Here is a 24,710-nt window from a genome sequence, read left to right on the forward strand (position 1 = left end):
TATATTTTAACTAATAGCTATTTAAAAGAAGGATTATCTTCGTAGAAAATATTTAAATCATCATGTGCATTAAAAAATTCGCTTAATATTCAATCAAATAATAAAAATTTCCTAAATTCATCTACTATTTTCTAATAAGCGCTATAATGCAGCCAAACAATAAACCAAGGAATCAAATGGCTACGAAAGCAACAATCTATAAAGCACTTTTAAACATTGCAAATATGGATACAAACTACTACAATGAGCACAATTTAACACTTGCCTTACATCCAAGTGAAACGGAACTAAGATTAATGGCTCGTTTAGTTGCATTTATTTTAAATGCAAATGAAGATTTAGTATTTTGTAAAGGTATTGATCAAGATGATGAGCCTGATTTATGGGAAAAAGCTTTAGATGGAGATATTGAACTTTGGATTGATTTAGGTCAGCCTCCTGACTTTCTCATTTTTATCAAAAATCAATTTTTCTAAAAGTGATATCCCTTATTAAAGGGCTTTATAGACTATAAAATTCATAAAAGTGTGTGTCCTATAGTCTAAAACCTGCTACAATTTTAGTATGAGTTTACATATTAGACAGAAGAAAAATAGTAGTGGAACAATCAGTATTCAGATTATCGATAGAGTTCATAGGAAATATAAGGTTATAGAAACTATTGCTTGTGTAAAAAATGATTTAGATTTACAAATTTATTTAGATGTTGCAAATAAACGTTTAGAAGAACTGCGTCAACAAATGTATCCTACTTTATTTGATGAAAATAAAAATGAAGAGTTAATATTCATAGAACTTGGAAATAATGATTTAATACCAATAGGTGATGAATTAATCTATGGAAAATTATTTGAACGATTGGGATGTTCTAGTGTAGATTTGGATTGTAAAAGACTTCAGATGTTTAAAAATCTTGTTGTATCAAGATTACTGTATCCTGGTAGTAAATTATATTTGATTGATTATCTTGAATATTTTAAAAAAGAGAGTGTAGATAAAAATGCTATCTATAGATTTTTAGATACACTTTATGAAGAGAATTTAAAACTACAAATTGAAAAATGTGTATTTGATCATACTTATGCAAAAATGAACCAAACTATTGCATTTACATTTTATGATGTTACAACCCTGTACTTTGAATCTGAGAGTGAAGACGATCTTAGACGTATTGGATTTAGTAAAGAGGGTAAATTAGCACGTCCTCAGATACAACTGGGATTGTTTACAACACTACAAGGATATCCATTAAGCTTTGAGGTTTATGAGGGTAATAAATATGAGGGACATACTTTAGTTGATGTACTTAAAAAGTTTCAAAATAAATTTCAATTAAAAAATAAACCTGTAGTTGTAGCTGATAGAGGAATGCTAAACAATAATAATCTAGTATATCTTGAAAATAATGGATATAAATATATCCTTGCAGCCAAAATAAAAAATATATCAAATGATTTAAAAGAGCAAATATCAAACTTGATATTTTTAAATGATGGAGTAACTCATACACTTAAATTTAATAAAGATATACCATATACTGATGAGAATGACAATAAACAATCCATAAATATCAATCAAAGGTTAGTTCTTTCATATTCAACGGCAAGAGCTAAGAAAGATAAACATAATAGAGATAAAGCACTTGAAAGATTAAAGAAAAAAATTGAATTCTCAAAATCTATCACAAAAAAAGATTTAAAACTATCATACTATGCTAAATATCTTAACATCGATGATCATAAATGTGATATCACTTTTAATATCAATAATCAAAAAGTTGATAATGATTCAAAATTAGATGGTATAAAAGGTTTTATTACAAATGATTTTACACTAACACCAAGTGAAATTATAGAACACTATAATAATCAATATGCAGTAGAACAAGCATTTAGAATATCAAAAACTGATCTTAAAATCAGACCCATATACCATAGGCTAGAAACCAGAATAAAGGCTCATATTCTTATTTCATTTGTATCATACTCAATTTATAAAGAGTTTGATTCAAAACTTAAAGAAAATAATATTAAATTTAAATTCTCACAAAAACTTTTAAGAGATATAATTAAACATATGTTTGCACTTAGAACAAATGGAAAATTAGTCTACTTGAAATTTGATGAAATTCAACAACAAGTTTATAATGCAATTAAAAATAGTTAAAAAGTGTGTGTCCATATGAGAAAGTCAGGAATTTAACACTTGCCTTACATCCAAGTGAAACGGAACTAAGATTAATGGCTCGTTTAGTTGCATTTATTTTAAATGCAAATGAAGATTTAGTATTTTGTAAAGGTATTGATCAAGATGATGAGCCTGATTTATGGGAAAAAGCTTTAGATGGAGATATTGAACTTTGGATTGATTTAGGTCAGCCTGATGAAAAACGTATCAAAAAAGCTTGTGGACGTTCTAAAAAAGTTATAATTTATACATATCAAGAAAATATGGCAACACCATGGTTTGCTCAGATTGAAGGTATTCTTTCACGATTTAAAAACCTATCTATTGTACATCTTAATCTTGATGAAGAAATAATAGAACTAGCAAAAAGAGGTATGAATTTACAATGTAATATCAGCGATAGTGAACTTACGTTAATAGAAAAAGATACAAGTACAACTATTACTCAAAGAGTATGTAAGTAAGGTTATTTAACCTTACTATTTATACTCTACTGTTTTTTTACCTTTATCAATCCATCCATAATTTATTCCACCTTCTAATTCATAAACATTTGTATAACCTACTTGTTTATTTAGAAAATTTCCTAGCATTTTAGTTCTATTAGCATGGGCGCAATATATTACAAATGCTTGATTTTTGTCTTTTACATATTTTGAAAATTCACTAAGCCATTTTGTAATATCATAATTTCCTTTTTCATCAAAAAAAGTTATTGGCTTAGCATTTTCAATAATTCCATATTCTTTCCATTCACCCAATGTTCTTATATCAATAACAACTACATTTTTATTTTGCATTTGAGTTAATTCATTCTCATTAACTACTTTTAAGTCTGCAAATAATGCAGCAAAAAATAGTGATAAAAGTACAAAAATTCTTAGCATTTATTTTTCCTTTGATTTTATTTTATTCTATAATATTTTTATTTCAAAATTACTTTTATATCATTTATACTTTTAAAGTCTATAAATTCATTTAAGATTTCTACTAGTTGCACAACTTCTTCATTTTTCATTCTTATACAACCAGCTGATTCATAAGAACCTATTGTTTTTTCACTAAGAGTTCCATGTATTCTAAAGGTATCTTTTCCATCAACCCTATGAGTTAGGTTTATTTTTGCTGAACCCATATAGTTCAACTTATCTCCACCTGGAACTACTGTTGGTAAATCTATTCCTCTTTTTTTAAAACTTTCTATAGTATCAGAAGTTGGATACCAAACAGGATTTAAGGCAATAGAAGTTATATTTCCCTCACCTAAAGGTTTTTTTATATCTTTTTTTGCTGTTGATACTTTATAGCTTTTTAGAAGTTTAAGACCTCTTTTACTTTTTCCACTTACGGTCATTATATTATTTTTAGAGTTTACAACAATTAGTAGTGTATCAAAATAGCTAAAAGGAGATAGAAGGTTATCAACTTTTCTTACAGGAGCTATTTCAGGGGTAAATTTATCTATTAGCTGACTACCAATAGTTTTTATTTCTTCTAAATATTTTACTTCAGATGCAATTATTAGTGATTTAAGTAATATTAAAATGAAAAAAAATCTATACATAAAAATCTTACTTAATCACTATATTATTAATTTAAAACAGCAAGTATTTCGTTGTCTTTTCTTGATATTCTATATACTTTATTTTCAATTCTATAAAGATCTGTATATTTGATATTTTCATATTTATTTGTATTAATCATTGTTCCTTTTTTTAGAAAAGCCATAGTTGCGAATTTTTTCGCTGGTTTCTTTTCTACTTTTTTAGTAGCTGTAACAACTTTTTTATCATTATTTACTTTTTTTGTTGAGCTTGAAGTTACTTTCTTTTCTTTATAATCCTTATAACTTATCATGTCAGGATCTTGTTGTTTAGCATATAATGAAGTTCCTATAAAAGCTATAATTGAAAATGTTATAATCATTTTTTTAATAAACATAATAATTCCTTTTTATTTTTTACAATTTTATCAGATAAAAACTAGAAAGTAAATTTAAATTTTTATATTTTTAGATATGGGTATTTTTATAGAAAACTTTGCTCCTTTATAAGGCAGGTCTTCATAAATATAATTTTCATTTATTGCACTAATTTCACCATTCATATGTTTAGTTAAAATTTCTTCAACCATATATAAGCCGATTCCAGTACCAATACTTTTATGTTTTGTAGTGAAATATGGTTCAAATATTTTATCTATAATATTTTCATCAATACCTCCTGCATTATCAACAACATCTATATTTATATAACTACCTTCTATATAAACATCTATAAATATATATTTCTTTTCATCTAAAACTTTTTCAAGTAATACATATTTTGCATTATTAAAAATATTCATCATTACTTGCTTAAATTCATTTTCGCTTGCAAAAATATTATCAGATTCAATTCTTTTAAAAATAATATTTATTTCTTTATATTTAAAATCTGATGACAATAATTTCAAAGTCTTATTGATAGCATTTACACAATCAAAATCATTATTTTCAATATCTTGTGTAAAGAAATTTCTAAAATCATCTATAGTTTCAGATAAATATTGAGTAGAATTATTAATAGAATCAAGAAAATCTATGATTTCTTTTTCCCCATACGTTCCCTCATATTCGTGCCCCAGTTTAACAGCTCCAGCTGCCACACTAATCACACTTAAAGGCTGTCTCCATTGATGGGCGATATTTCCTAACATCTCTCCCATTGATGCCATTTTTGATTGTTGGAAAAGCATTCTTTCTTTTTCTTTTATAATCTCTTCTTGTTGTTTTTGTTTTGAAATATCTGAAAAAATACCAATATAGTTTGTCAATTTATTTTTTTTATTATAAACAGCACTGATTGTAAGTTTTTCTACATATGACGTTCCATCTTTTTTCTTATTGACTATTTCACCATCCCAATAATTATTTTCTACTAACTCTTTCCACATATCTTCATAGAAATTTGGGTTATTTTTTTCAGATCTTAAAATACTAGGATTTTGATTTAGTACTTCTTCTAATTTATATCCTGTACAACGCATAAAAGCATCATTTACATTTATTATTTTATTTTTATCATCTGTAATCATAATTCCATCATGGGTGTTTTTAAATACTTGATAGGCTTGTATTAATTCTCGTTCATGTTCTTTCTTTTCACTTATATCTCTTCCAAAAAGTACTAATTCTTTTTTATCATCAATAATAATTGAGTTAATAGTAATATCAATATATTTTCTTTTAGAATCTAAATTAGTTATTACTAACTCTTTTTCAATATCGTTTTCACGATTTTTTATTGCATTTTCTAGCCAAATTTTACATTCATTATTAAAACAATATAAATCCCAAATATAAACCCCTATGTAATTATCTTTAGTATTTCCTAAAAAAGACAATACTGTATTATTTATCTTATTGATTTTTCCATCTTCATTTAAAATAAAAGAAAAAAAATGAGTTTGTTCAAAAAGTATCTTAAATCTTTTTTGACTTTGTATTTTTAGCTTATGAGTTTCTATCTCTTCTTGCTTAGTTTTATCATTTCTTATTATAAAAATTAATATCAATATAATAATAAACACCAAAAGAAGAGAGATAATAAATAAAAAATTTAATCTTTTTTCTTCCCAGTTTTCAAGGCTTTTTTCATAATCAAAACGAAGTAATAGCGATAGTGGATAATCTTTTATATTTTCAATTGAAATAATATTTTTATTTACTGACTTAAATTCTTTAATTCCTAAATAACTATTTCTTTCATTTAAAACATCTAAAATCTCATCATCTAATAGTTTCTCACCTATTTTTATAAATTTATCATTTGAAAATAAAACTTCACCATCAAAATTTAAAACTTCCATATGAGCTGATTCTTTTTCTAAATTTTGATTATATTTATTTAAAAACTGCTCAATATTTAATGCTAATAAAACTATATAATTTTTATTCTCAAGATGAACAAGCTTCGATATAGGAAGGAAAAGAGACTCTTTATTTGAATACTCAAGCTGATTTGTTATCTCTTTACCTTCATAAAAATCTCTTCCTACAAAGGAGTTTCCAAATCGTAAAATATCTTTTTTAAAAATAGGTTTAGGGTAGAATTCATCTGTAACTACAAATAAACCTAAATTAGATTTATTTGTACTTTTAGTAATTATTTCTTCATCTAAAATATTAATAGATCTAATATATGGATTTTCTCTTAAATATTTTAATAAATAATCATCAATGATTTTTTCATCTTCATTTTCTAAATATATAACTTCCAGACCATTTATAAATAACTCAATATTATAGATACTATTATTAAAATGTTCAGAAAAAGTTTTATTATAAATATTTGCTATATTTTTATGGGATTCTTCTGCATCTTTTTTTAATAAATTAGTTGTTGTTGAGATTATAGTAAGAACAATAATAAAAAGTATTAAGCTAATTAAAATTATTTTTTGTGAGGTACTTAGATTGTCTTTTTTCAAATTATTACTTTATTTTTACTATTGGATTTAATTCATTATGTTTAGCAATCTCATATAATCTACCATCAATCTTTATATCAGAAATAAACTTTTCTATTCGATTATAAAACTTATCATCTCCATAAGCAAGAGTCCAAGCGTATGGTGTTAAATGATAAGTAGAACTAGGTTTAATAAGTTTTGCCCAATCGGTTTTAGCTAACATTCTTTTTCCAAAAGGGTAATCAGTCATAAAAACATCTGCACGTCCTGATTGAACCTCTTGTTCTCTTGCGTGCATACTATCAACAACTAATAATTGAGCATTTTTTAATTTTTCTCTCATTACAGGCTCGTGGTATGTTCCCTTTGCAACAGCAACAATCACTCCTTCTTTATCAATATCATCCCAGTTTTCTATTTTTTTATTATTTTTTGTAGTAATTGCATAAATATCGCTTTGTAAGTGAGGTGTAGTAAATCTTACTTTTTCACGTCTAGATTCTGTATTTCCTATTGCAAACATTGCAATATCACATCTATCTTCAGTAATATCTGAAATAAATTTAGGAAACGAACTCGCTACAAACTCTAAATTAACCTTTAAATCTTTAGCTAATTCTTTAGCTAAATCAACATCGATTCCAACAAGTTTTTGTGTTCTATTATCCAAATAACTAATACCAAAATATTCAGGCCAAACACATACTTTTATGCTCTTTTCTAATAATATTTTATCCAATCTACTCTCTTGTGCAAACAAAAAGAGTTGAAAGAAAAATAATGAAATAATAATTTTTTTAAGAATCACTTTAAAGCCTTTTTATACTAATTAAATACATTATATATAAAAAAAGATTAAACAACTAAAAAGAAAATTTGTAGTTTTTATATTTCATTTAATATTAATATTTTGTCATTTCATCTTATTTTAGTCACTTGTAGCTTCATTTATTGATTTTTTAACAGATTTATATACACCTTTTGAAGTATCTTTTGTCACATTCCAAGCATCATTTGTATCTTGTTTTACACCGCTCCATGTTGCACATCCTTGAAATAAAATCATAAGAATAACTAATAATATAATTTTAATCATAGCTTATATCTCCTCAAATACTATTTTATTAATATACTTATATCATTTTTTTATATGAAATACAATTAAATTTTTTTCTCATTTTATTAATATGACTTTGGGTACAATTGCCTAAAAATTTTAGGATAATTATGACTAAACAAATAGAAACATCTTTATGCCATATGGCTTCATTTGCACCATTTGATGATGTAAGTGGCGCTTCACATTTCCCAATTTATAACACAGGGACTTTTGATTTAAAAAAGCAAAAGGGTGATAAAATATATGATTATACAAGAAGTGATAATCCTACACGTGAAGTTTTAGAAAACCTTTTCACTCATGTTGAGAGAGGTGCAGGATGTGTGTGTACACATACAGGAATAGCTTGTGTATCACTTTTATTTGAAACAGTTTTAAAAGCAAATTCTCATATTTTAGTGGAAGCTGATTGTTATGGTGGGACATTTAGATTATTAAAAATCTTTAAAGAAAAATATAATGTTACTGTTCATTTTGCAGATTTTTTAGATTTTGAAAATTTAGAGCATATTTTAGCAACAAATCCTATTGACTTAGTTTTATGTGAAAGTCCTACAAATCCAGGTCTTAAAATCATAGATTTAAAAAAAGTAGCAGATTTAACACATAAATACAATGCCCTATTTGCAGTTGATAATTCCCTTGCAACTTTTATTTCTCAAAGACCTTTAGAGCTTGGAGCTGATTTTTCACTATTTTCAACTACAAAATATATTTCAGGTCATGGAGCTGTGGTTGCTGGTGCAATCGTTGCAAAAACAGAAGAGCTAAGTGACAAAATCCACTACTATGCAAATGCTCACGGAAGAAGTCAAAATCCTATGGATGTCTATTTAATCAGTCTAGGAATTCCAACATTAAAAGTAAGAATGGCTGAACATGAAAAAAACTCTATATTAATTGCTAAGTTTTTAGAAGAGCAAGATTACATAGTAAAAGTAACTCATCCAGCTTTAAAATCACATCCTCAATATGACTTAGCAAAAAGCCAAATGGCTTATATTCCAGGTCTATTTTGTGTAGATTTTAACAGTATTGAATTAGCTGAGAGTTTTATAGAAAATACAAAACTTTTTGGAGAAAAATGTTCATTTGGAAGTCCAGATAGCAGAGTTGAAATTCCTGCAAAAATTTCCCATGCATCTTTTTCAAAAGAAGAACTAGCTGCCATTGGAATAAGTGATAGTACGGTTAGATTTTCTATTGGTTTAGAAAATGTTGAAGATTTAATCGCTGATATAAAACAAGCTGTAAAGAAGTAGAAAAAACATAGATGAGTCAATCAATTTTTAGTCATATTCCTTGTGGACAAACATTACCTTTAAATAACATTCACGCAGTTTCTGTTTCTATGCCAGAACTTCAAGATGTTATTGATTATGAAGAGCAAACACCAGAAATTTTAGAGAAAATAAAAAGTGCATATCCAAGATTTGTGATGCATCCATATTTAAAAATCCTAGCTTCTCATATAAAAGAGAAATACAAAGTTTCAAATGCCTATGAAGTTGTACTTTTAAGCTCACAAAAAGCTGTTGATGTGGTAAGTAGCAAATATTTTATTCACAATAAAATAGAAATAAATGAACCTTTTGGAGTGATTTTAGTTCAAAATGGAACAACACAACTACAAAAAGTTTTAAAGTTTATTCAACACGTTGGATATAACTTATCTTCAAGACTAGCTCAAGATTATCTATTTGAAATTGGATTATTAAATAATATTCACCAAGAAGAACTTGAAAATAAAACTATTGCAAAAGAGATTGTTATAAGTGAGTTAGCAAAGGCATATAAACAACCAAAACAAAATATCTGTTTAACACCATCTGGAATGAATGCAGTTTATTGTGCGCTAAAAGGATTAAAACCAATCCAAGAGCGAAATGGCAAAAATAAACTAATTCAACTTGGATGGTTATACCTTGATACTATGAATATAGTTGAGCACTATTTTGATGAAAATAAAATCTTTTATGATATTAATAATCTTGATTTACTAGAAGAATATCTAAAAACAAATGGTCATACAATTTCAGCAATAATCACAGAAATTCCAACAAATCCCCTACTTCAAACGGTAGATTTAGTAAGATTAAAAGAGCTTTGTTTAAAATATAATATTGTTTTAGTAATAGATGCAACTTTTGCAACACCATACAATCTTGATTTAAAACCCTATGCAGATATTTATATAGAATCACTTACAAAGTTCGCTTGTGGGAATGCAGATGTTTTAATGGGTGCATTAATTTTAAATGAAAACTCAAAAATCTCTATGATGTCTCAAGAGTTTTTCAAACACGCCGATGAGCCATATATCAAAGATATTCAAAGATTAGCTTTTCAAATAAAAGATTATGAAAAAAGAATGAAAGTAATATCAAAAAATACAAAACTTCTAGTTGAGTATTTTAAAAAAGCACCTTTTATAGATGAGATTTTTTATTGTTTAAATCCAAAATATGCCTCAAACTATCAAAAACTAATGATTGATGAGAACTCTTTAACAGGTATTATTTCTGTGACATTTAAAAAAGATTTCAAAGAGATATATGACAAATTAAACTTTGCAAAAGGTCCTAGTTTGGGAACTGAATTTACACTTTTAATGCCTTATACTTATTTGGCACATTATGATTTGATTTTGACAAAAAGTGGAAATGAATTTTTAGAAAAAATTGGACTTCCAATAAATCTTCTTAGAATCTCTGTTGGATGTGAAGATATAAATGATATTATAAATGAGTTTGAGAGAGTTTGACTAGAAAATCCACAAGCTTTTTAAAACTTGTGGATTGTTTTTTATAAGTCGAATAAATTCCCCGTAAATGTAGCTTCATTCATCTTTGCACTATTTGCCAAATCTTCAATATCAGCTCCACTTTTTACTAGTGAGTAAAACTGCGTTTCACCTAAAAGTAAATAATTCCAAGTTTTAAACTCTCTTAAATCTTCACTTAAATTATTTATCCTTTTTACAAAGTCTATTGTTGATTTTTGTTTTTGTTTTACATTGACATCTTTTAAATCTTTATCGGATTTTGTCTCCACTAAATATATATTTTTTTGCGTTTCTATCATAAAATCAGGATAATAACTAGCCATCAATCCATCATCTCTAAAGTAACTAATAGTTGCAAAATCGTGTTTGAACTCTAAAATTTTGATAAATTTTAACACTTTGCTATCTTTATCCAAAAACTCTAAAAATGCTTTTTCAAATCCGCCTTTATTTGATGGATATGATGTTTTTTCATATATTGTTTTTTGTAAATCTAGCGAAAAATTTGCCCTCATATTTAAGCTACTAACTTTTGAAAAATATATTTTATTTACAAGTGGTTTTATATAAGTTGTACTATTTTGCATATTGTAAATAAGTCTATTTATCTCATTTGTAATATGTGTTGTGATATTTGCATTTTTTAACATCAAAACTCGCCAACTCTCATCTAAAAAAGGATTAAACTCTTGTGCAAAAAGTTTGGTTCTTATATATTTATCCAAAACTCCTAAAAGTTGCGGTTGATATATTTGCATTGATGGTAAAGCTCGGTTATGTCCTCGTAACTTTAACTGTCCCATTTTGTGGGTCAAAATCTCCAGTAATTTTTGCAAATATTCATTATAAGAGTTTGCACTAAACAAATCAGCACTGATACTATAATCTCCAAACGTTGTTTTAACAGTCAATTCTTCACTATGAAAAACTTCCCCTCTGACAGTCCATGATTTGAGTTGTTCTAAGCTATGATAAGTATAAGGTGGCAAATCATTTACATTTATATTTGGAGTGCTTAATTCTTCCTCTTCATCTTTTATAATCTCTAAAAAAGCCATATCAAAATCTTGATAATTCTCTTTTAGTCCTACTTTTATCATATCGCCTGTACTTGTTCCCTCAATTGGTTCATTTTCATCAAAACCAAATTCATCACTTGAAAGTAAATCACCATAAAACTGCGTAAAGGCAGGATGTTCAATGATACTTAAAACATCCAAATAAGAGCTAGGACTTAGTTTTTCTTTTAAAACTCTTTGTCTATTTTGTTGTTTTTCATCTTCAAATTCAGCTCCTCGATACATAAGTCGAAGCCCTCGACCAATAGTTTGTTCAAGTAAAATAGAAGATTGGTTTGACCTCAATGGCACTATCACACAAACATTTGATACATCAAATCCCTCTTTTAACATCAAAACAGAAATTACAACTTTTGGATTTTCATAAACATCAAGATTAAAAAGTTTTTGTTTTAAACTAGCCCATTCATCTTTTGCTATTTCTCCATTTTTTTTAGAATGAACACCCATAAATTCATCACTTTTAAGTCCAATTTCCACTAAAAAATCTTCTACAAATCTCACAACTTCTGTATCTTCACACATAATTAGCATTTTTGGATGTTTTGGATTGTCAAGTGTAGAAAAATCTTTTTCTAAAATATTTAGTTTTGTAAGTCCTGCTTGTATCATGATTTTTTGACCATCACTTAGACCTATAACTTTATTTGAACCTTCATCTCTTAGGGCTTTAAAGTCTAACTCCAAAGTAGATAACTCTTTTCTTTTATCAATGGTTATCATTTTTACTAAACCATCTTTTATGGCACTATTCAAATCAAAATCCACAACAACATGAGGGAAATAGTGTTTTGCCCTATTTTGCCCACTTCCTGTAGTATCATAAGGCGTTGCTGAAAAATCTATTTGAATAAATTTAGTTCCCTTATTTTTGGCTATAAAATTCAAAGATTTTTGCCATTCTACCTCTTGAATTTCCCCTGCTGTTTTATTTTCATGGATATGATGTGCTTCATCATTCATAACAACTAAATCATCTAGCCCAGCTAAGTATTCTATTTCACCACCACTAAAATAAGCATTATCAAGAGTTTCAAGACTATTTCCTGCACTTATTCCAGGACGTGCTGGAAAAATATCAGCTATCACACCGCTTGGGTCATCAAGTGGGCTTATCTCTTGGGCTTCTTCTTTTCCCATAAACAAATGCCAATTTGAAATAGCCAACATCCCATCACTTGTGATTTTTTTGCCTATTTCATCTTTGTTTACTACACTTGAAGATAAAAAAGCTTTGATTGTCATCTCATATTTTTGTGATACAAAAAGCTCTTTATTTTTGAAAATATCACTTGTATTTACATCTCTACTTCCATCAACTCCCTGTTTTCCCATATAACTATCAAGCAATCTTTCATATACTATAAGCCCTGGAGCTATAAGCAAAAAGTTTTTTGAGTATCTTCCGCTTTTTTCTTTTTCAGCTCTTGCATTTAGATATTGCCAAATAAAAAGTGCATTCATAACCCAAGTTTTACCTGTACCTGTTGCCATTTTCATAGCGTATTTTGGGATATTGTATTTCTCTTTAGTTAAAAATTCAAAGTTTAGTTTTAAGATAAGTTCTTTGTCGCATTTTTCATAAATCTCTAAAACAGAGTTTATTTTGAGTATCTCATGTAGATAAATAGTATTTAAAATAGCTTGTTTTTGCCCTCTATGAAAATTTATTTCTCGTTGTGTTGTGTGAGGTTCACAAAACCAAAATTTTAATAAATCAGCACTTACAGGAGTAACAAGAGTTAGAAACTCTCCACTTTCCCAAAGTTCATTTACTATTTTTGAGATACTAAGAGCAAGTTTTAAAGGTATTTCACCTGTTAGAGTATTTATAGGCATAGGCATTTTATATCTCCTCTTTTACCATAGATTCAAAACCAAAAACATCAACAGCCTTAATACAAACAACTCTTTTATCTTTTTTTGGAACCATTATTTTAGCACTATAAATCACATGAAGTGGATCACCATCATTTGCAGTATTTTCCCTATAATCTTGCCATTTACTCCTAAAAGTAACCCCGTCAAAATCAGGGTCAATACTCCAATACTCAATAAGTGCAAGAGGGTCTGTAGCCATAAGTTGTTGAAGAGATTTTTTATCATTTTCATCAAGGGGAATATTATCAGGACTTAAAAGAATATAGTTATCAAGTTTGATTATTAACTCTTCAATAGTATCATCATAAACTGTTTTTTCTATTGGTTTTATAGTTAAATATTGAAGTGAGCTAAATCTAATTTTTCCACTATCTACAAGTTTTTTATATGTGGCTTTTGATTTTAGTTTGTCAAGTAAATCAGGAGGTATAACTAAAACTTCAAGTTTAGAGTCATTTAGTTCATTTATAGCACTACTTATATCATAGGCAAAATTCCATCCTAAAACTACAACTTTTTCCCAACCACCCAAAAAGTTATCTCTAAATTCAATAGCTTTTTTCAAAGTAGCAAATCCAGTGAGGCGACTAGGACTATCTATAAAAACCAAAGTTTTTTTATCTTTGATATATCCCAAATTTCGTGGATGTTCATCTCCAAATCCCAAAGCACCAGAGCCACTATCATCACTAAAAAGTGAAATCACAACTTGTGATAAATCTCCGATTCGTTTATAAAGTTTGCTAGACTCAAATGCTTCTTTTTGATAATCGCCGATAGATTGATATAAAAATGGTTTCACTTCATTGTCAATCAGCCTTTTTCTTTGCACCATAATAGATGGTTTTCCAATATCACTACTTATCCATCTTCTGCCTAACTTTTCAGCAACCGATGCAGTTGTACCACTTCCTCCAAAGAAGTCAGCTACTATTGAATTTTCGTTTGATGATGCTTTGATAATTTTTTCTAATAATTTTTCTGGTTTTTGAGTTGAGTAATCTACTTTTTCTTTAGCCATACCATTTATAGTTGCAATGTACCAAACATCAGTTGGTAAAGCTAATTCACTATCCCCTCTACCTTTATTTCCATCTGTGATTAATGCACCTTTATATTTTAATCTGTTTGCAGTTGCATCACTTATTTGTCGCTCTTCTAAAACTTCTTGTGCATTAAATATTATATTATCAGTATTTTTAGAATACATAAAAATATTATCGTGTTTTCTATTCCATCTGCTATCTGTTCTAATTCCCCAAGAATAATTCCAAATAATTTCATTCACAAAATTATTCTTTCCAAAAATATCATCAAGTAGAATTTTCACATAATGCCCAACATGCCAATCAATATGCACATATATTGAGCCTTTTTCACTCAAAAGTTCTCTCATAAGTGCAAGTCGTGGATATATCATTTTAAGATAACTAACCGTTCCATCTTTCCAAGTATCAGCATAGGCAAACTGCTCTATTACAGTTGGTTTTTGATTTAGATTTACATTTGGTAAAGTGATTTTTGTCCGATAATCAGCCTTTGAGTCAAAAGGTGGGTCAATATAGATTAAGTCTATTTTTCCTCTCATACTCTTTAACCCACTTGCACTATCTCCCGCAAGAAGTCCTTGCATCACCAAAATATTATCCCCATAAATCAGCCTATTTTTCCACTCTTCATTTTCATCAACAGATGGAACCTCTCCACGATAAAGTCCGCTTATATCTTTTGAGGGTAAAACTAACTCATTGGTTTGTAAAGCCAAAGCATTTCCACTATTGATTCGTTCAAGTATTCGAGCAACTTCTGCCCGACCCTCTTTTACTATTTTTGGTAACTCTTCTATTAATGATAAAGGCATAATATTTTTCTCTTTTTTTAAGATTTGGGAAAAGATATTATCTTTTTATATCTTAAAAGGCAAATATATATTTTAAAGTTTAATTATAAAGCAAATATATTGCTTGTTGTTTAATTAATACTTTTGGGTTAATTTTTTACTAAAAAAGGTTAAAAATATGACACAAAGAGATATGGCAGGATTATTAAAAATTACCCCAATGACTTTAAGAAACTGGAAAAAAGAAAAACCAAAACTGTACGAAATAATAATGAAAGGCTTCGCATTTGAAGATGCCGTGAAAAAAGCTCAACAAAATGCCGATGAACTGAAAGCTTTAGAAGAAGAGTTTAAAACCAAGAAGTAAATATTTATCCAAAACATTGCAATTTGACATATTCTTTTGCTTTTATTATTTTTGGTGGTATAATTTAAGAAAATTCATTAGGAAATATTCAATGATATGGGTCAATATTCTATTTCTAATATTAGTATCTTCTCTACTCTTGAGTGATTTAACTTTTTTAAAAATCATTAATTCATCAAATATTATAACTGTTGTAACTGCATTTGCTGGTGCATTATCTGGTGCATGGGGAGCATATAAACTACAAATAAATAAAGAAAACAAAAAAGAAGAAAAACAAAAAATTAATTCACTTAATAAAGCATTATTTATTTTATTAAGGCAAATTAATGCAATGACAATGTTTAAAATTGATTTAGAAAAAGTAAAAGAAAAAGAACCTATCGTAAGAGCATTTCAAATACAAGCATGGAAAACAAATCCATATAATGATTTAAAATTTAACTTTGAAGAACTATCTTTTATTTTAGATACCGAAGATTTAAATTTATTACATGAACTCTTTATCGTGCAAGAAAGTTTTGAACAAGCCATAGAAACAATAAATCAAAGGTCAATTTACTTTATCAATAAAGTCACTCCTGAGATGGAGTTAAAAGATATTGATAATAAAAAATTTACATTAGATGAATTAAAAACTGAAATGGATATTAATAAAATAAATGGATTAGTTTCAGGAACAGATTATATGTATATACATGTATATAGAACATATCAACAATTAGAAGATGTAACATCAAAATTATTTAACTTTGCAAAATCACAATATCCAGATAAAAAATTTATTCAATTTGAAAAGAGTATATCGTGATTGAAAATGTGTTTAAACTTTACTACACTGATAAAATAGACCTGTTTTCCAAAATAATTGAAAGTAGTATATTTGAGAGTATTTTCTTATCAATCATCGCTGCTGTAATTTTTAACCATATATTTGTAACCATACCATTTAATAAAAGAAAAAATAAACTCAGACCAATTATTGAAACTGATATGAGTTCTATATATTTTAATTTAACTATTACTTTTGATCTCATTTTTAGACATTACGAAAAATCACCTTCTTATTATCAAGATAAAATGAGAGGAAATCAGCTATCAAAAAAAGATTTTAATATAGCTTTACAAAATAAGGTTTCAAATAATAATTTTTTACTCGATAAAAATTTGGCTCCATACATGATGATAATAGGGGATAAGCTAGAAGGTCATTTAAACAAAATTAATGCTTTACTACAACATATTATTTCGCTTTATGATTATTGTTCAGTTGATGAAATTTTATTATTGAATAAATTAAGACAACAAATTGAAAAAATACAATTGGATAAAACTCCACTATTTATCAATTATGAAAATAATAAAGTATTGCCAATACCATATTCTCTTGAATCTCAAACAAATAACTTTTATCAACTATACTTATTATACATTGAATTAGTTACAACAATTATTTATACACATAAATTACTAGAAAAACTTAACTTTCAAAATAAGATAGTTTGCTTTTATTTTAGTAAAAATTATAAAATGTGTAAAAAAACTATTCAAGATTATAAAAGGAATTACCCAAATATGGATAGTACCTTTTTAGATTTATATCTTGCAAAATGTGAACTAAAATTAAATAATAATCAGAAATTTAAAAACTTAATATCTAGTGTAATCAAACAAAAACCTGAATTAATAGGACATAGATATATTTATGAAGAAATACTAAATATTGATATTGTCAATAATTTACTAAAAAAATATTATTCAGATGAAGAAATCAAAAGATTAAATGATACTTTGGTAGAAGAAAAAACTCAAAAAGAAAACTTTGAAAACCAAAATAAAAGCTTATATAAATATTTTCATCATAATAAAGAATACTCATTTAAAGAATGACTTAAAAATGGAAAGACTAGTAAATATTTTTGAGATAGAAAAAAACAATTTAATAACAGAAAATTTTGAATTAGAATATAAACTTAAAGAACTTGAGCAAACTATTGAGTATGCTAAATTTAGATGTTTACCTACTTCTAAACTAATTGAAGAACTATCCAATTATCAAATAGACACTTTTGTAGAAAATTATTTTTACAGATTAAATGAGTTGAAATTAACAGTTAAAGATTGTAATTTACTTATAGATTCTATAGATAAACTTATAAATAAATATACAAATTTAACGACTAAAGATAAAATAAAATTTGAAAATTTTATTAGACGATTAATTGTATATCTACCATCACATCTAAGACATAAATATTTTGATATTTTTATAAATTCGACAAGAAAATCAGGAAGAAAAATTGCATATAAATCCATTTGTAAAGACTTGCTTACAAAAAATCAAATAAATTTACTTTTAGAATTATATTTAAAAAAAAGAGAAGAAGAATCTCTCAAATCAATTATTTTTTCTTCTGTAAAACTTGATTTAGAAATTATTATATCTATTCTTGAAAAAACAGACAATAAATACTGGAAAGCAAGATTAATCCAAAATCTTATTCTCAATGAACAAAATGAAGTTTTAAAAATATATTCAATGTATCCATTTGAATTTGTACATGCAGTAGGCAGAATCGGTAATAAAAAATATATCAAAGTGATTAAAGAATTATTTGAAGAAAATAAAAATGATTTTGATTTTTTGTCAATTTATGCCTATTCATTAGGAAAACTGGGTGCAAAAAAAGAATTAAATAACCTTAGCAAATATATTAAAACAAAAGGCAAGGCTTTAAATTGTCCCCAAGGGACGAGCAAAGAAGTCTAAACTTCCAGCCCAAATACTTAAAAATATTATAGGAAAATTTATCTAAAATCACACAAACCCAATCTTTTTAGAAAAAAACTAAATTAATTTTTCCATATATTTGTTTATACCGATGATAATAATTTGATTTTTAGCAGTATCAATCTTATAAGGTACTACATATCCTTTAAAGATAAGATCTCTTATGTTGTTATTATTGAAGTAGATTGATTTTCTATATTTAAAAGGCATATTTGGAATATCATCTATAATTTCATCCAACTCTACTTGAAATTTTATAGCCAGATTCACACTATCTTGTGCTATAAATTCCATGATAGATTGAAGTTTTTGAAGATAACTAATATCCCTAATTATTTGCATATTTAGACTTGAGATTTTTCTTGAAGTTATTCATTTGATTTGTGTATTGTTCTTCTGATAGTAGCTGAGTATTACCATTTTCTATATTTTCTAAAGATTTCTGAAAATAGATTTTTGTTTGTTCAAAATCATCAACTACGAAATCTTCTTCTTTTACTGCAAGATTTTTAACCATACCCTTTTTTAGACTTTTAATAATAGTTAAAAATGACTCATAGTTATCATCTTCTACTTGAAGCTGTATAGTTTTCATTTCTACCTCTTTTTTATTTTATTGTATCTTATTTTGAATATAAAATCACATAAACTCAATTTTCTCAATCCCCTCTTTTACTTCATTTTAGCTTCTCTAAAACTTCCAAAGCTTCCATCTCAAACTTTGAAAAAGCAAACCATTTTTTGCCCAAGTCTTTAAGACTAGCTCCAACATGATAAATCTCTTTTTTATCAATAATAAGAAATCTATCATGAGCTTTTTTGAACTCTTTTAGTTCTATATTTTTATATTGAGAGCTATATTTTTGAAAGTCTAGATTCAACTGTTTTGAGATACTTTGGGTATATATTTTTATTTGCAAATTTTGATATTTGCTGAAAAGTGTAAATACTGTATCATTGATATAATTATCTATTAGCAATACTTCACTTTTTGCACTTTTAAGTAAATCATTTATAAAAGCATAAGCATCATAAATCTGTCCGTCATAAAATATCCCTTCACTAGGTTTTTGAGTTTTGTTTTCTAGTGCATTTAAAACTTGTTCTATTTTTGCATCTGTTTTAAGTTGATAATAGATTTGTTGTTTTTCTAAAGTTTCTATCCTAGCGTATATTAAATTATTTGAATTGATGAGTTTTCGCATATTTACAAAAGCTCTCATAATATTTATATGTATTTCTATAGCAATTTTACTTGTTAGCACAGTAGATAAAGAAGATACACCTTGCTCTGTAAAAACAAATGGTTTAGCTCCTCCAAAAGATTTTTTTGATGGTATCACAGATTGTGATACCAAGAAATCAATCTCCTCATCGTTTAGTTCAAACATAAAGTCATTGGGAAATCTATCAATATTCCTTTTTACCGCTTGTTTTAATGCTCTTGTTTCAACTTGATAAAGTACTGCTAAATCTCTATCAAGCATCACTTGAAATCCACGGATAGTGTAGATTTTATCTTGTAGGTTTTGTATATTTATTGTTGTTATTTGATTCATCTCTAAGTCCCAACTATTTATTTTTTTAATCATATCAAATGAATCTATTTTGATTTAAAAATATGACATTTTGCAATACAAAATCACACAAACCCAATTTTCTTAATCTCTTCTTTTGCTTCATCTTAAATATTTTATATATTAACAAATCCTTTACAGAAATATTCATCTTATTTACTGCAAATACTTTATTTCCCAAATCCTTGAAACTTGCTCCAAAATGATATACAATTTCATCACAAATCAAAAATCTATCATGAAAATTTTTAGTGATTTTTGCTTCAAGATTGGAATATTGTTTGTTATATTTTTGAATATCAAGTTGTAGTTCTTTAGAAATATTTTGAGTATAAATAGTAAATTTTACATTTTGATTTTTTGAAAATAGGTTTAATATAGATTCATTTATGTAATTATCAATTAAAATAATTGAAACTTTTGCACTTTTTATTAAATCTGATAAAAATACATAAGCATCAAATATTTGTCCGTTGAAAAATATTCCGTGTTTGATTTCTATTGTATTATTTTTGATATGGGATTTAATAATTTGAATATCATTTTCAAGAATAGTTAATCTTTGTTCTGTGATTTTATGAGTATTGATAGCATAACCATTTTGGATGTAGTTTTTAAGTACAGAAGTTGCCCATTGTCTAAAATGGATAGCTTTATTAGAACTTGTTCTATAACCTACTGCTAAAACAATATCTAAATTATAATACTTAATATCTCTTGTTTGTGTTTTATCTGATAGTGAACCATGTTTTGTGGTATGTGCAAAATTTGCACATACCACTTTTTCATCTAATTCATTATCTTTAAAAATATTTTTAATATGTTTTGATACAACACTTCTATCTATATCAAAAACTTTTGCAATATCATTGGTACTAGCCCAAATAGTATCCTTATCGGCAGATATTTTTAACTCTATCTCACCATTTTCATAGACTACTATATCTGATATTGTATCCATGTTTAATACTCCTAAATTTTATACGTACAAAACAATAACATAAAATTTTATTTTTATTAAAAAACATAACAAATTGCAATGTTTACAAAACAAAAAAGCCCCACCAAAAGGTGAGGCTTTAAAATATCTATAATTAAAACTTAAAATCTCTTCTAAAAATGCCAAAGAGAATATCTCTTTGGCATATAACTTTAATAAAAATTAAAGAATATTGTTAAATAGGATTGTCATACCCCAACCAAAATATATTACCATCCATAAAACCATAATAGCTAATGTATAATTTCCTAGTTTTGTTACAGCTACATCTTTTGAGCCATCAAAAATACCTTGATTTTTACCAACTTTCCACGCCATTGTTAATAACCAAGCAACTCCAACTCCTCCAAGAACTACGAATGTAAGTAAAAATAATATAATACTTGGTAACTCAAGATTAACTGGATATTCGTAAATGCTATATCCTAATTTTGCCATAATATCAAATCTAATAAGCTCTCTCATACCTGAGATTAATAAAGCCACCACAACCAATACTATTGTTGTAATATAACTATTACTATTTTTTGCAACCATCAATAATAATACAACTACACCTACAATAATCGCAAGAGATAATGGATTAAATAAATAACCTATTTGAAGCATCCAAGCAACAAAACAAAGTGCACTTATGATTAATCCAATAACACCCAGTTTAGTTCCAAGTGAAGCTGTGTATTTTATAAAATCAGGACTAAAATCTTCTCTTGTACTTAGAAATCTACTATAGTTTTGTAAAAAAATTCCAACAACTGGAATAGCTAAACTTACCATAAATGCTAATCTTACAATATTCATATTAAATGTCCAACCGCTGTTATCAACAACACCATTTGGAGCATACATATTCATCCACTCATTTGGCATAATAGAAGTAACTGCAAAGTTATGCATTAATATTCCGGCAAATACTAAAATTAAAAATGAAATAATACCAATAAGTTTTCCTCCACCTTCATTTTTTTTGTTTGCATAATAATACCAATAATACATACTGTAACCAACAACAAGTGTATAGATAAATATAAAAATCCACATACCTGATAATGTATTGGCTACATACCAGTTTGGATCATAAATAACTTGAGTAAACAAAAGTGGGGCAACACCTAAAACAATCAAAATAGATATACTAATCTTTCCAGTTTGAAGTAAATGTGGTGTTAAAATTTTCCAATTTGAATCACTTTTTTGTTTAAAAGTTCCAAAAATAGATAAGCCCATTGAACCAAGTGCTAATAAAACAAAAGCTGCATGTAATGCCCATGTTAAAACATAAAGTGCTTGAAATACAACTGGATAGAAAGGAACCCCTGCTGGGTCTCTTAGTGCTAATAATACTGATGCGTCCATAATTCCTCCTTAATATTTCAATGACGCGATATATTCTGCAATCGCATCATATTCGTGTTCTGGTAGTTGAAGTGACGGCATATATGGCATTCCACCACTTCCAATAGCATATAATATTGATTTAATTGCATCTTTATCCATACTTGCAAGTCTATCTTTAAGAGGTCTATATTTACCTGTTTTTTCCAAAGAGTGACAATTTGAACATGCCATCCTTGTTAAAAGTTTCCCTGCTTCAAGTTTATTTTCTTCAGTTATTACTTTCAAATTTTCAGGAACAAATGGATTAACTTGTAAAAGACCTTTTTGCGCAATGATAGGTAATTCATTTTTAATATTTTTTCCAGGAACATCACGACTGATAATTTGATTTGAATAGATATATTGACCAGCAACATAAGGTTTTCTCATGGATTCTCTAAGTTTCTCACCTGGCCAAATTCCTCCAATTAAGATAACTAAAACCATTACACCAGCTAATGGAGTAGATATAAATTGTGGTTTGAAAATAGCTATTAAGAAGTAGAGTGAGAAAACAGCAGTAAGAATAATTCTATTTTGAATTACTTCTGCTTTTGTTATATTAAATACTGCATGTGCATTATCAGGTAATGTTCCCATATACCACATAAAAAAGAATATAACTAAAAATCCACCTAACATACTGATATAACCCATTTTTTTAGTTAACTCTTTTGCAAGTTCTAATTTTGTTTTCTTCATGGCACTTGAAATTACCATTCCAATAACACCTGAAAGCATAATCATAAAACCAATTCTTAAGAACATGTGAGGGAAAGTATTCGTACCAAAGAAAGCATCACTTGCACTTCCTGTTGTATAGTAAGCTTGTGTTCCTGGCCACATCATAAAGCTAATAATCCCAATAATAAGTGCCAATGTACCAACAGAGGCTAATGCGAAAGAAAATGTCAGTTTTAAATGGGTTTTTTTATCAATTTTATCAATGAAATATACAAGAACAAATACCCCAATAACTTCATAAACAAAAAATACCCACTCAGTTGCCCATACCCACACAAAGTTATGAATAAGTGCGCTAATACCCCTAGGACTTGCAGCTGTAGCTGTATACCAAATACCTGGGCCTGTTATTGAACCGATTACATATGAAAAAATCAGTAAGAACATACCGTATTTTTTCATATACGGATATAAATCACTTCTGTCTTCTTTATACGCTTTATACGCTAAAAATGCAAAAAGCATCGCAGCACCAACAGAAGTATGTGACGCTAAAATATGAATAGTACCAGTCATACCCATCATCCAAGCACTTCCATATTCTGGAAAATAAAACAATGGGAATTGTCCTATAATATCCATGAAGTCTCCTTTTTTAAATTAGAATGTGCAATTACAGCTAAAATAACAGAACCATCAAAAGTTCTTCCATAAGATACAAAATTATGTATAATTGCATTTATTGCCATTAACACTCTTTGAACTATGAAAAACATTTCAAATATGGGGTAATTAAACATACCCAAATCCTCCCTATATAATTTTTTGCTTTATGCAGAAAGCTATTTTAATGCTATGTTTGTTAATTGTTCGTTTGTATTTTGTTAATAAATTGTTAATTAATAATATCTATTTTGTAACCATTAGATTTATGAGAAGTAATTAAATCATTTCCTAATAATTGTCTAATTTTGTGAATATGAAAACGAATTACTCCATTTTTAGAGTTTGTATTTGCAGGGTAAACACCATTTTCAAGATTTTCAGAAGATACATAAAAACCTCTATATTTTAATAAGTAAGTAAGAATTAAAAGAGCTTTTTCACCTAAATTAATTTCATTCTTATTTATCAAAACTTTTTTATTAAATATCTCATATTTAATATTGTTTTTTAATGAAATGGAATCCGTATAAACCTTGAATTGTCTTCGTATAAGTGCTTTAACGCGTAGGATAATCTCTTCTTCATCTATATTTCTGATAATACATTCATCACAACCAGATAAAAAAGAGGGTTTAATAATATCAGGAATAGAAGTAATCACCATTTTCATAGTCATATCTTTGTATTCATTTAATAATTGAATTAATTGAAATCTCGGAAGTGATTTTTCATTAATATCTATTAAATATAAATCATATAAATTATTATAAACTCGTTCTAAAAATTCATTATTATTTTTACAAATATCAATATTAAAATCATTTTTTCTTAAAATTTCTATAATCTGGGAAATTGAATTATCTGTACTTTCTAAAACTAAAATTTTTAATGCTTTCAACAATAT

The 24,710-nt window shown here is 27.1% G+C and carries 25 protein-coding genes; 9 read left to right on the top strand and 16 right to left on the bottom strand.

What is annotated here, in order from left to right; genetic code table 11:
* Positions 1-176: 176 nt before the first annotated feature.
* The 3 genes from AACT_RS11415 to AACT_RS11425 all read left to right on the top strand — a co-directional run bounded on the left by AACT_RS11415 (position 177) and on the right by AACT_RS11425 (position 2,651).
* A complete protein-coding gene (locus AACT_RS11415; RefSeq protein WP_172127025.1) occupies positions 177-476 on the top strand; it encodes a YaeQ family protein in 300 nt (99 codons plus the stop codon).
* 88 nt (positions 477-564) lie between these two features.
* Complete coding sequence (locus tag AACT_RS11420) at positions 565-2,166, top strand: IS1634 family transposase (RefSeq protein ID WP_172124149.1); 1,602 nt, start codon at positions 565-567, stop codon at positions 2,164-2,166.
* 5 nt (positions 2,167-2,171) lie between these two features.
* Positions 2,172-2,651, top strand: a complete 480-nt coding sequence (locus AACT_RS11425; RefSeq protein WP_172127026.1) for a YaeQ family protein — start codon at positions 2,172-2,174, stop codon at positions 2,649-2,651.
* Between the two features lie 15 nt (positions 2,652-2,666).
* On the opposite strand, the gene AACT_RS11430 is transcribed toward AACT_RS11425, so the two are convergent.
* From AACT_RS11430 to AACT_RS11455, 6 genes are all read right to left on the bottom strand, one after another.
* On the bottom strand, positions 2,667-3,074 hold the full coding sequence (locus AACT_RS11430; protein ID WP_172127027.1) for a rhodanese-like domain-containing protein: 408 nt from the start codon (positions 3,072-3,074) through the stop codon (positions 2,667-2,669).
* Between the two features lie 38 nt (positions 3,075-3,112).
* On the bottom strand, positions 3,113-3,751 hold the full coding sequence (locus AACT_RS11435) for a L,D-transpeptidase (RefSeq protein ID WP_172127028.1): 639 nt from the start codon (positions 3,749-3,751) through the stop codon (positions 3,113-3,115).
* Between the two features lie 26 nt (positions 3,752-3,777).
* Positions 3,778-4,128 carry a hypothetical protein gene (locus AACT_RS11440; protein ID WP_172127029.1) on the bottom strand — a complete coding sequence of 117 codons (351 nt, stop codon included), beginning with the start codon at positions 4,126-4,128 and terminating at the stop codon, positions 3,778-3,780.
* 54 nt (positions 4,129-4,182) lie between these two features.
* Positions 4,183-6,657 (bottom strand): PAS domain S-box protein, encoded by a 2,475-nt coding sequence (locus AACT_RS11445; protein WP_172127030.1) that lies wholly within the window; start codon positions 6,655-6,657, stop codon positions 4,183-4,185.
* Between the two features lie 4 nt (positions 6,658-6,661).
* Positions 6,662-7,447 (bottom strand): substrate-binding periplasmic protein, encoded by a 786-nt coding sequence (locus tag AACT_RS11450; protein WP_216658197.1) that lies wholly within the window; start codon positions 7,445-7,447, stop codon positions 6,662-6,664.
* 120 nt (positions 7,448-7,567) lie between these two features.
* Entirely contained in the window at positions 7,568-7,735 is a 168-nt protein-coding gene (locus AACT_RS11455; protein ID WP_172127032.1) for a hypothetical protein, read from the bottom strand.
* 131 nt (positions 7,736-7,866) lie between these two features.
* Here AACT_RS11455 and AACT_RS11460 point away from each other — a divergent pair, with 131 nt between their 5' ends.
* On the top strand, positions 7,867-9,021 hold the full coding sequence (locus AACT_RS11460) for a trans-sulfuration enzyme family protein (protein WP_172127034.1): 1,155 nt from the start codon (positions 7,867-7,869) through the stop codon (positions 9,019-9,021).
* An 11-nt stretch (positions 9,022-9,032) separates the two neighbouring features.
* Positions 9,033-10,523 carry a PLP-dependent transferase gene (locus AACT_RS11465; RefSeq protein ID WP_172127036.1) on the top strand — a complete coding sequence of 497 codons (1,491 nt, stop codon included), beginning with the start codon at positions 9,033-9,035 and terminating at the stop codon, positions 10,521-10,523.
* Positions 10,524-10,564: 41 nt separating this feature from the next.
* Here the strand turns inward: AACT_RS11465 and AACT_RS11470 are convergent, their stop codons facing one another.
* Entirely contained in the window at positions 10,565-13,468 is a 2,904-nt protein-coding gene (locus tag AACT_RS11470; RefSeq protein ID WP_216658198.1) for a DEAD/DEAH box helicase family protein, read from the bottom strand.
* 1 nt (position 13,469) lies between these two features.
* Positions 13,470-15,365, bottom strand: coding sequence for a site-specific DNA-methyltransferase (locus AACT_RS11475; RefSeq protein ID WP_172127038.1), 1,896 nt, complete (start codon positions 15,363-15,365; stop codon positions 13,470-13,472).
* 157 nt (positions 15,366-15,522) lie between these two features.
* Between AACT_RS11475 and AACT_RS11480 the strand changes: the two genes are divergently transcribed.
* The 4 genes from AACT_RS11480 to AACT_RS11495 all read left to right on the top strand — a co-directional run bounded on the left by AACT_RS11480 (position 15,523) and on the right by AACT_RS11495 (position 18,481).
* Positions 15,523-15,711 (top strand): hypothetical protein, encoded by a 189-nt coding sequence (locus AACT_RS11480; protein WP_172127039.1) that lies wholly within the window; start codon positions 15,523-15,525, stop codon positions 15,709-15,711.
* Positions 15,712-15,802: 91 nt separating this feature from the next.
* A complete protein-coding gene (locus tag AACT_RS11485) occupies positions 15,803-16,522 on the top strand; it encodes a hypothetical protein (protein WP_172127041.1) in 720 nt (239 codons plus the stop codon).
* Positions 16,519-17,601 (top strand): hypothetical protein, encoded by a 1,083-nt coding sequence (locus tag AACT_RS11490; protein WP_172127043.1) that lies wholly within the window; start codon positions 16,519-16,521, stop codon positions 17,599-17,601. The genes AACT_RS11485 and AACT_RS11490 overlap by 4 nt, the downstream gene beginning before the upstream one ends.
* 7 nt (positions 17,602-17,608) lie before the next feature.
* A complete protein-coding gene (locus tag AACT_RS11495) occupies positions 17,609-18,481 on the top strand; it encodes a hypothetical protein (protein WP_172127045.1) in 873 nt (290 codons plus the stop codon).
* 78 nt (positions 18,482-18,559) lie between these two features.
* Here the strand turns inward: AACT_RS11495 and AACT_RS11500 are convergent, their stop codons facing one another.
* The 8 genes from AACT_RS11500 to AACT_RS11535 form a co-directional block, all read right to left on the bottom strand.
* Entirely contained in the window at positions 18,560-18,844 is a 285-nt protein-coding gene (locus tag AACT_RS11500) for a type II toxin-antitoxin system RelE/ParE family toxin (RefSeq protein WP_172127047.1), read from the bottom strand.
* Complete coding sequence (locus tag AACT_RS11505) at positions 18,831-19,097, bottom strand: hypothetical protein (protein ID WP_172127049.1); 267 nt, start codon at positions 19,095-19,097, stop codon at positions 18,831-18,833. The genes AACT_RS11500 and AACT_RS11505 overlap by 14 nt, the downstream gene beginning before the upstream one ends.
* A gap of 82 nt (positions 19,098-19,179) precedes the next feature.
* Positions 19,180-20,061 (bottom strand): ORF6N domain-containing protein, encoded by an 882-nt coding sequence (locus AACT_RS11510; protein ID WP_172127051.1) that lies wholly within the window; start codon positions 20,059-20,061, stop codon positions 19,180-19,182.
* A gap of 34 nt (positions 20,062-20,095) precedes the next feature.
* Positions 20,096-21,040 (bottom strand): RhuM family protein, encoded by a 945-nt coding sequence (rhuM, locus tag AACT_RS11515; protein ID WP_172127052.1) that lies wholly within the window; start codon positions 21,038-21,040, stop codon positions 20,096-20,098.
* Positions 21,041-21,241: 201 nt separating this feature from the next.
* Positions 21,242-22,435: a hypothetical protein gene (locus AACT_RS11520; RefSeq protein ID WP_172127054.1), complete on the bottom strand. Its 1,194-nt coding sequence runs from the start codon at positions 22,433-22,435 to the stop codon at positions 21,242-21,244.
* Between the two features lie 9 nt (positions 22,436-22,444).
* Positions 22,445-23,782 carry a c-type cytochrome gene (locus AACT_RS11525; RefSeq protein ID WP_172127056.1) on the bottom strand — a complete coding sequence of 446 codons (1,338 nt, stop codon included), beginning with the start codon at positions 23,780-23,782 and terminating at the stop codon, positions 22,445-22,447.
* Positions 23,770-23,940: a hypothetical protein gene (locus tag AACT_RS11530; protein ID WP_172127058.1), complete on the bottom strand. Its 171-nt coding sequence runs from the start codon at positions 23,938-23,940 to the stop codon at positions 23,770-23,772. Before AACT_RS11530 ends, AACT_RS11525 begins: the two co-directional genes overlap by 13 nt.
* A gap of 95 nt (positions 23,941-24,035) precedes the next feature.
* Complete coding sequence (locus AACT_RS11535) at positions 24,036-24,704, bottom strand: response regulator transcription factor (RefSeq protein ID WP_172127060.1); 669 nt, start codon at positions 24,702-24,704, stop codon at positions 24,036-24,038.
* Positions 24,705-24,710 lie beyond the last annotated feature (6 nt).

It is taken from the genome of Arcobacter acticola, assembly GCF_013177675.1.
In the GTDB taxonomy this organism is placed as follows: domain Bacteria; phylum Campylobacterota; class Campylobacteria; order Campylobacterales; family Arcobacteraceae; genus Aliarcobacter; species Aliarcobacter acticola.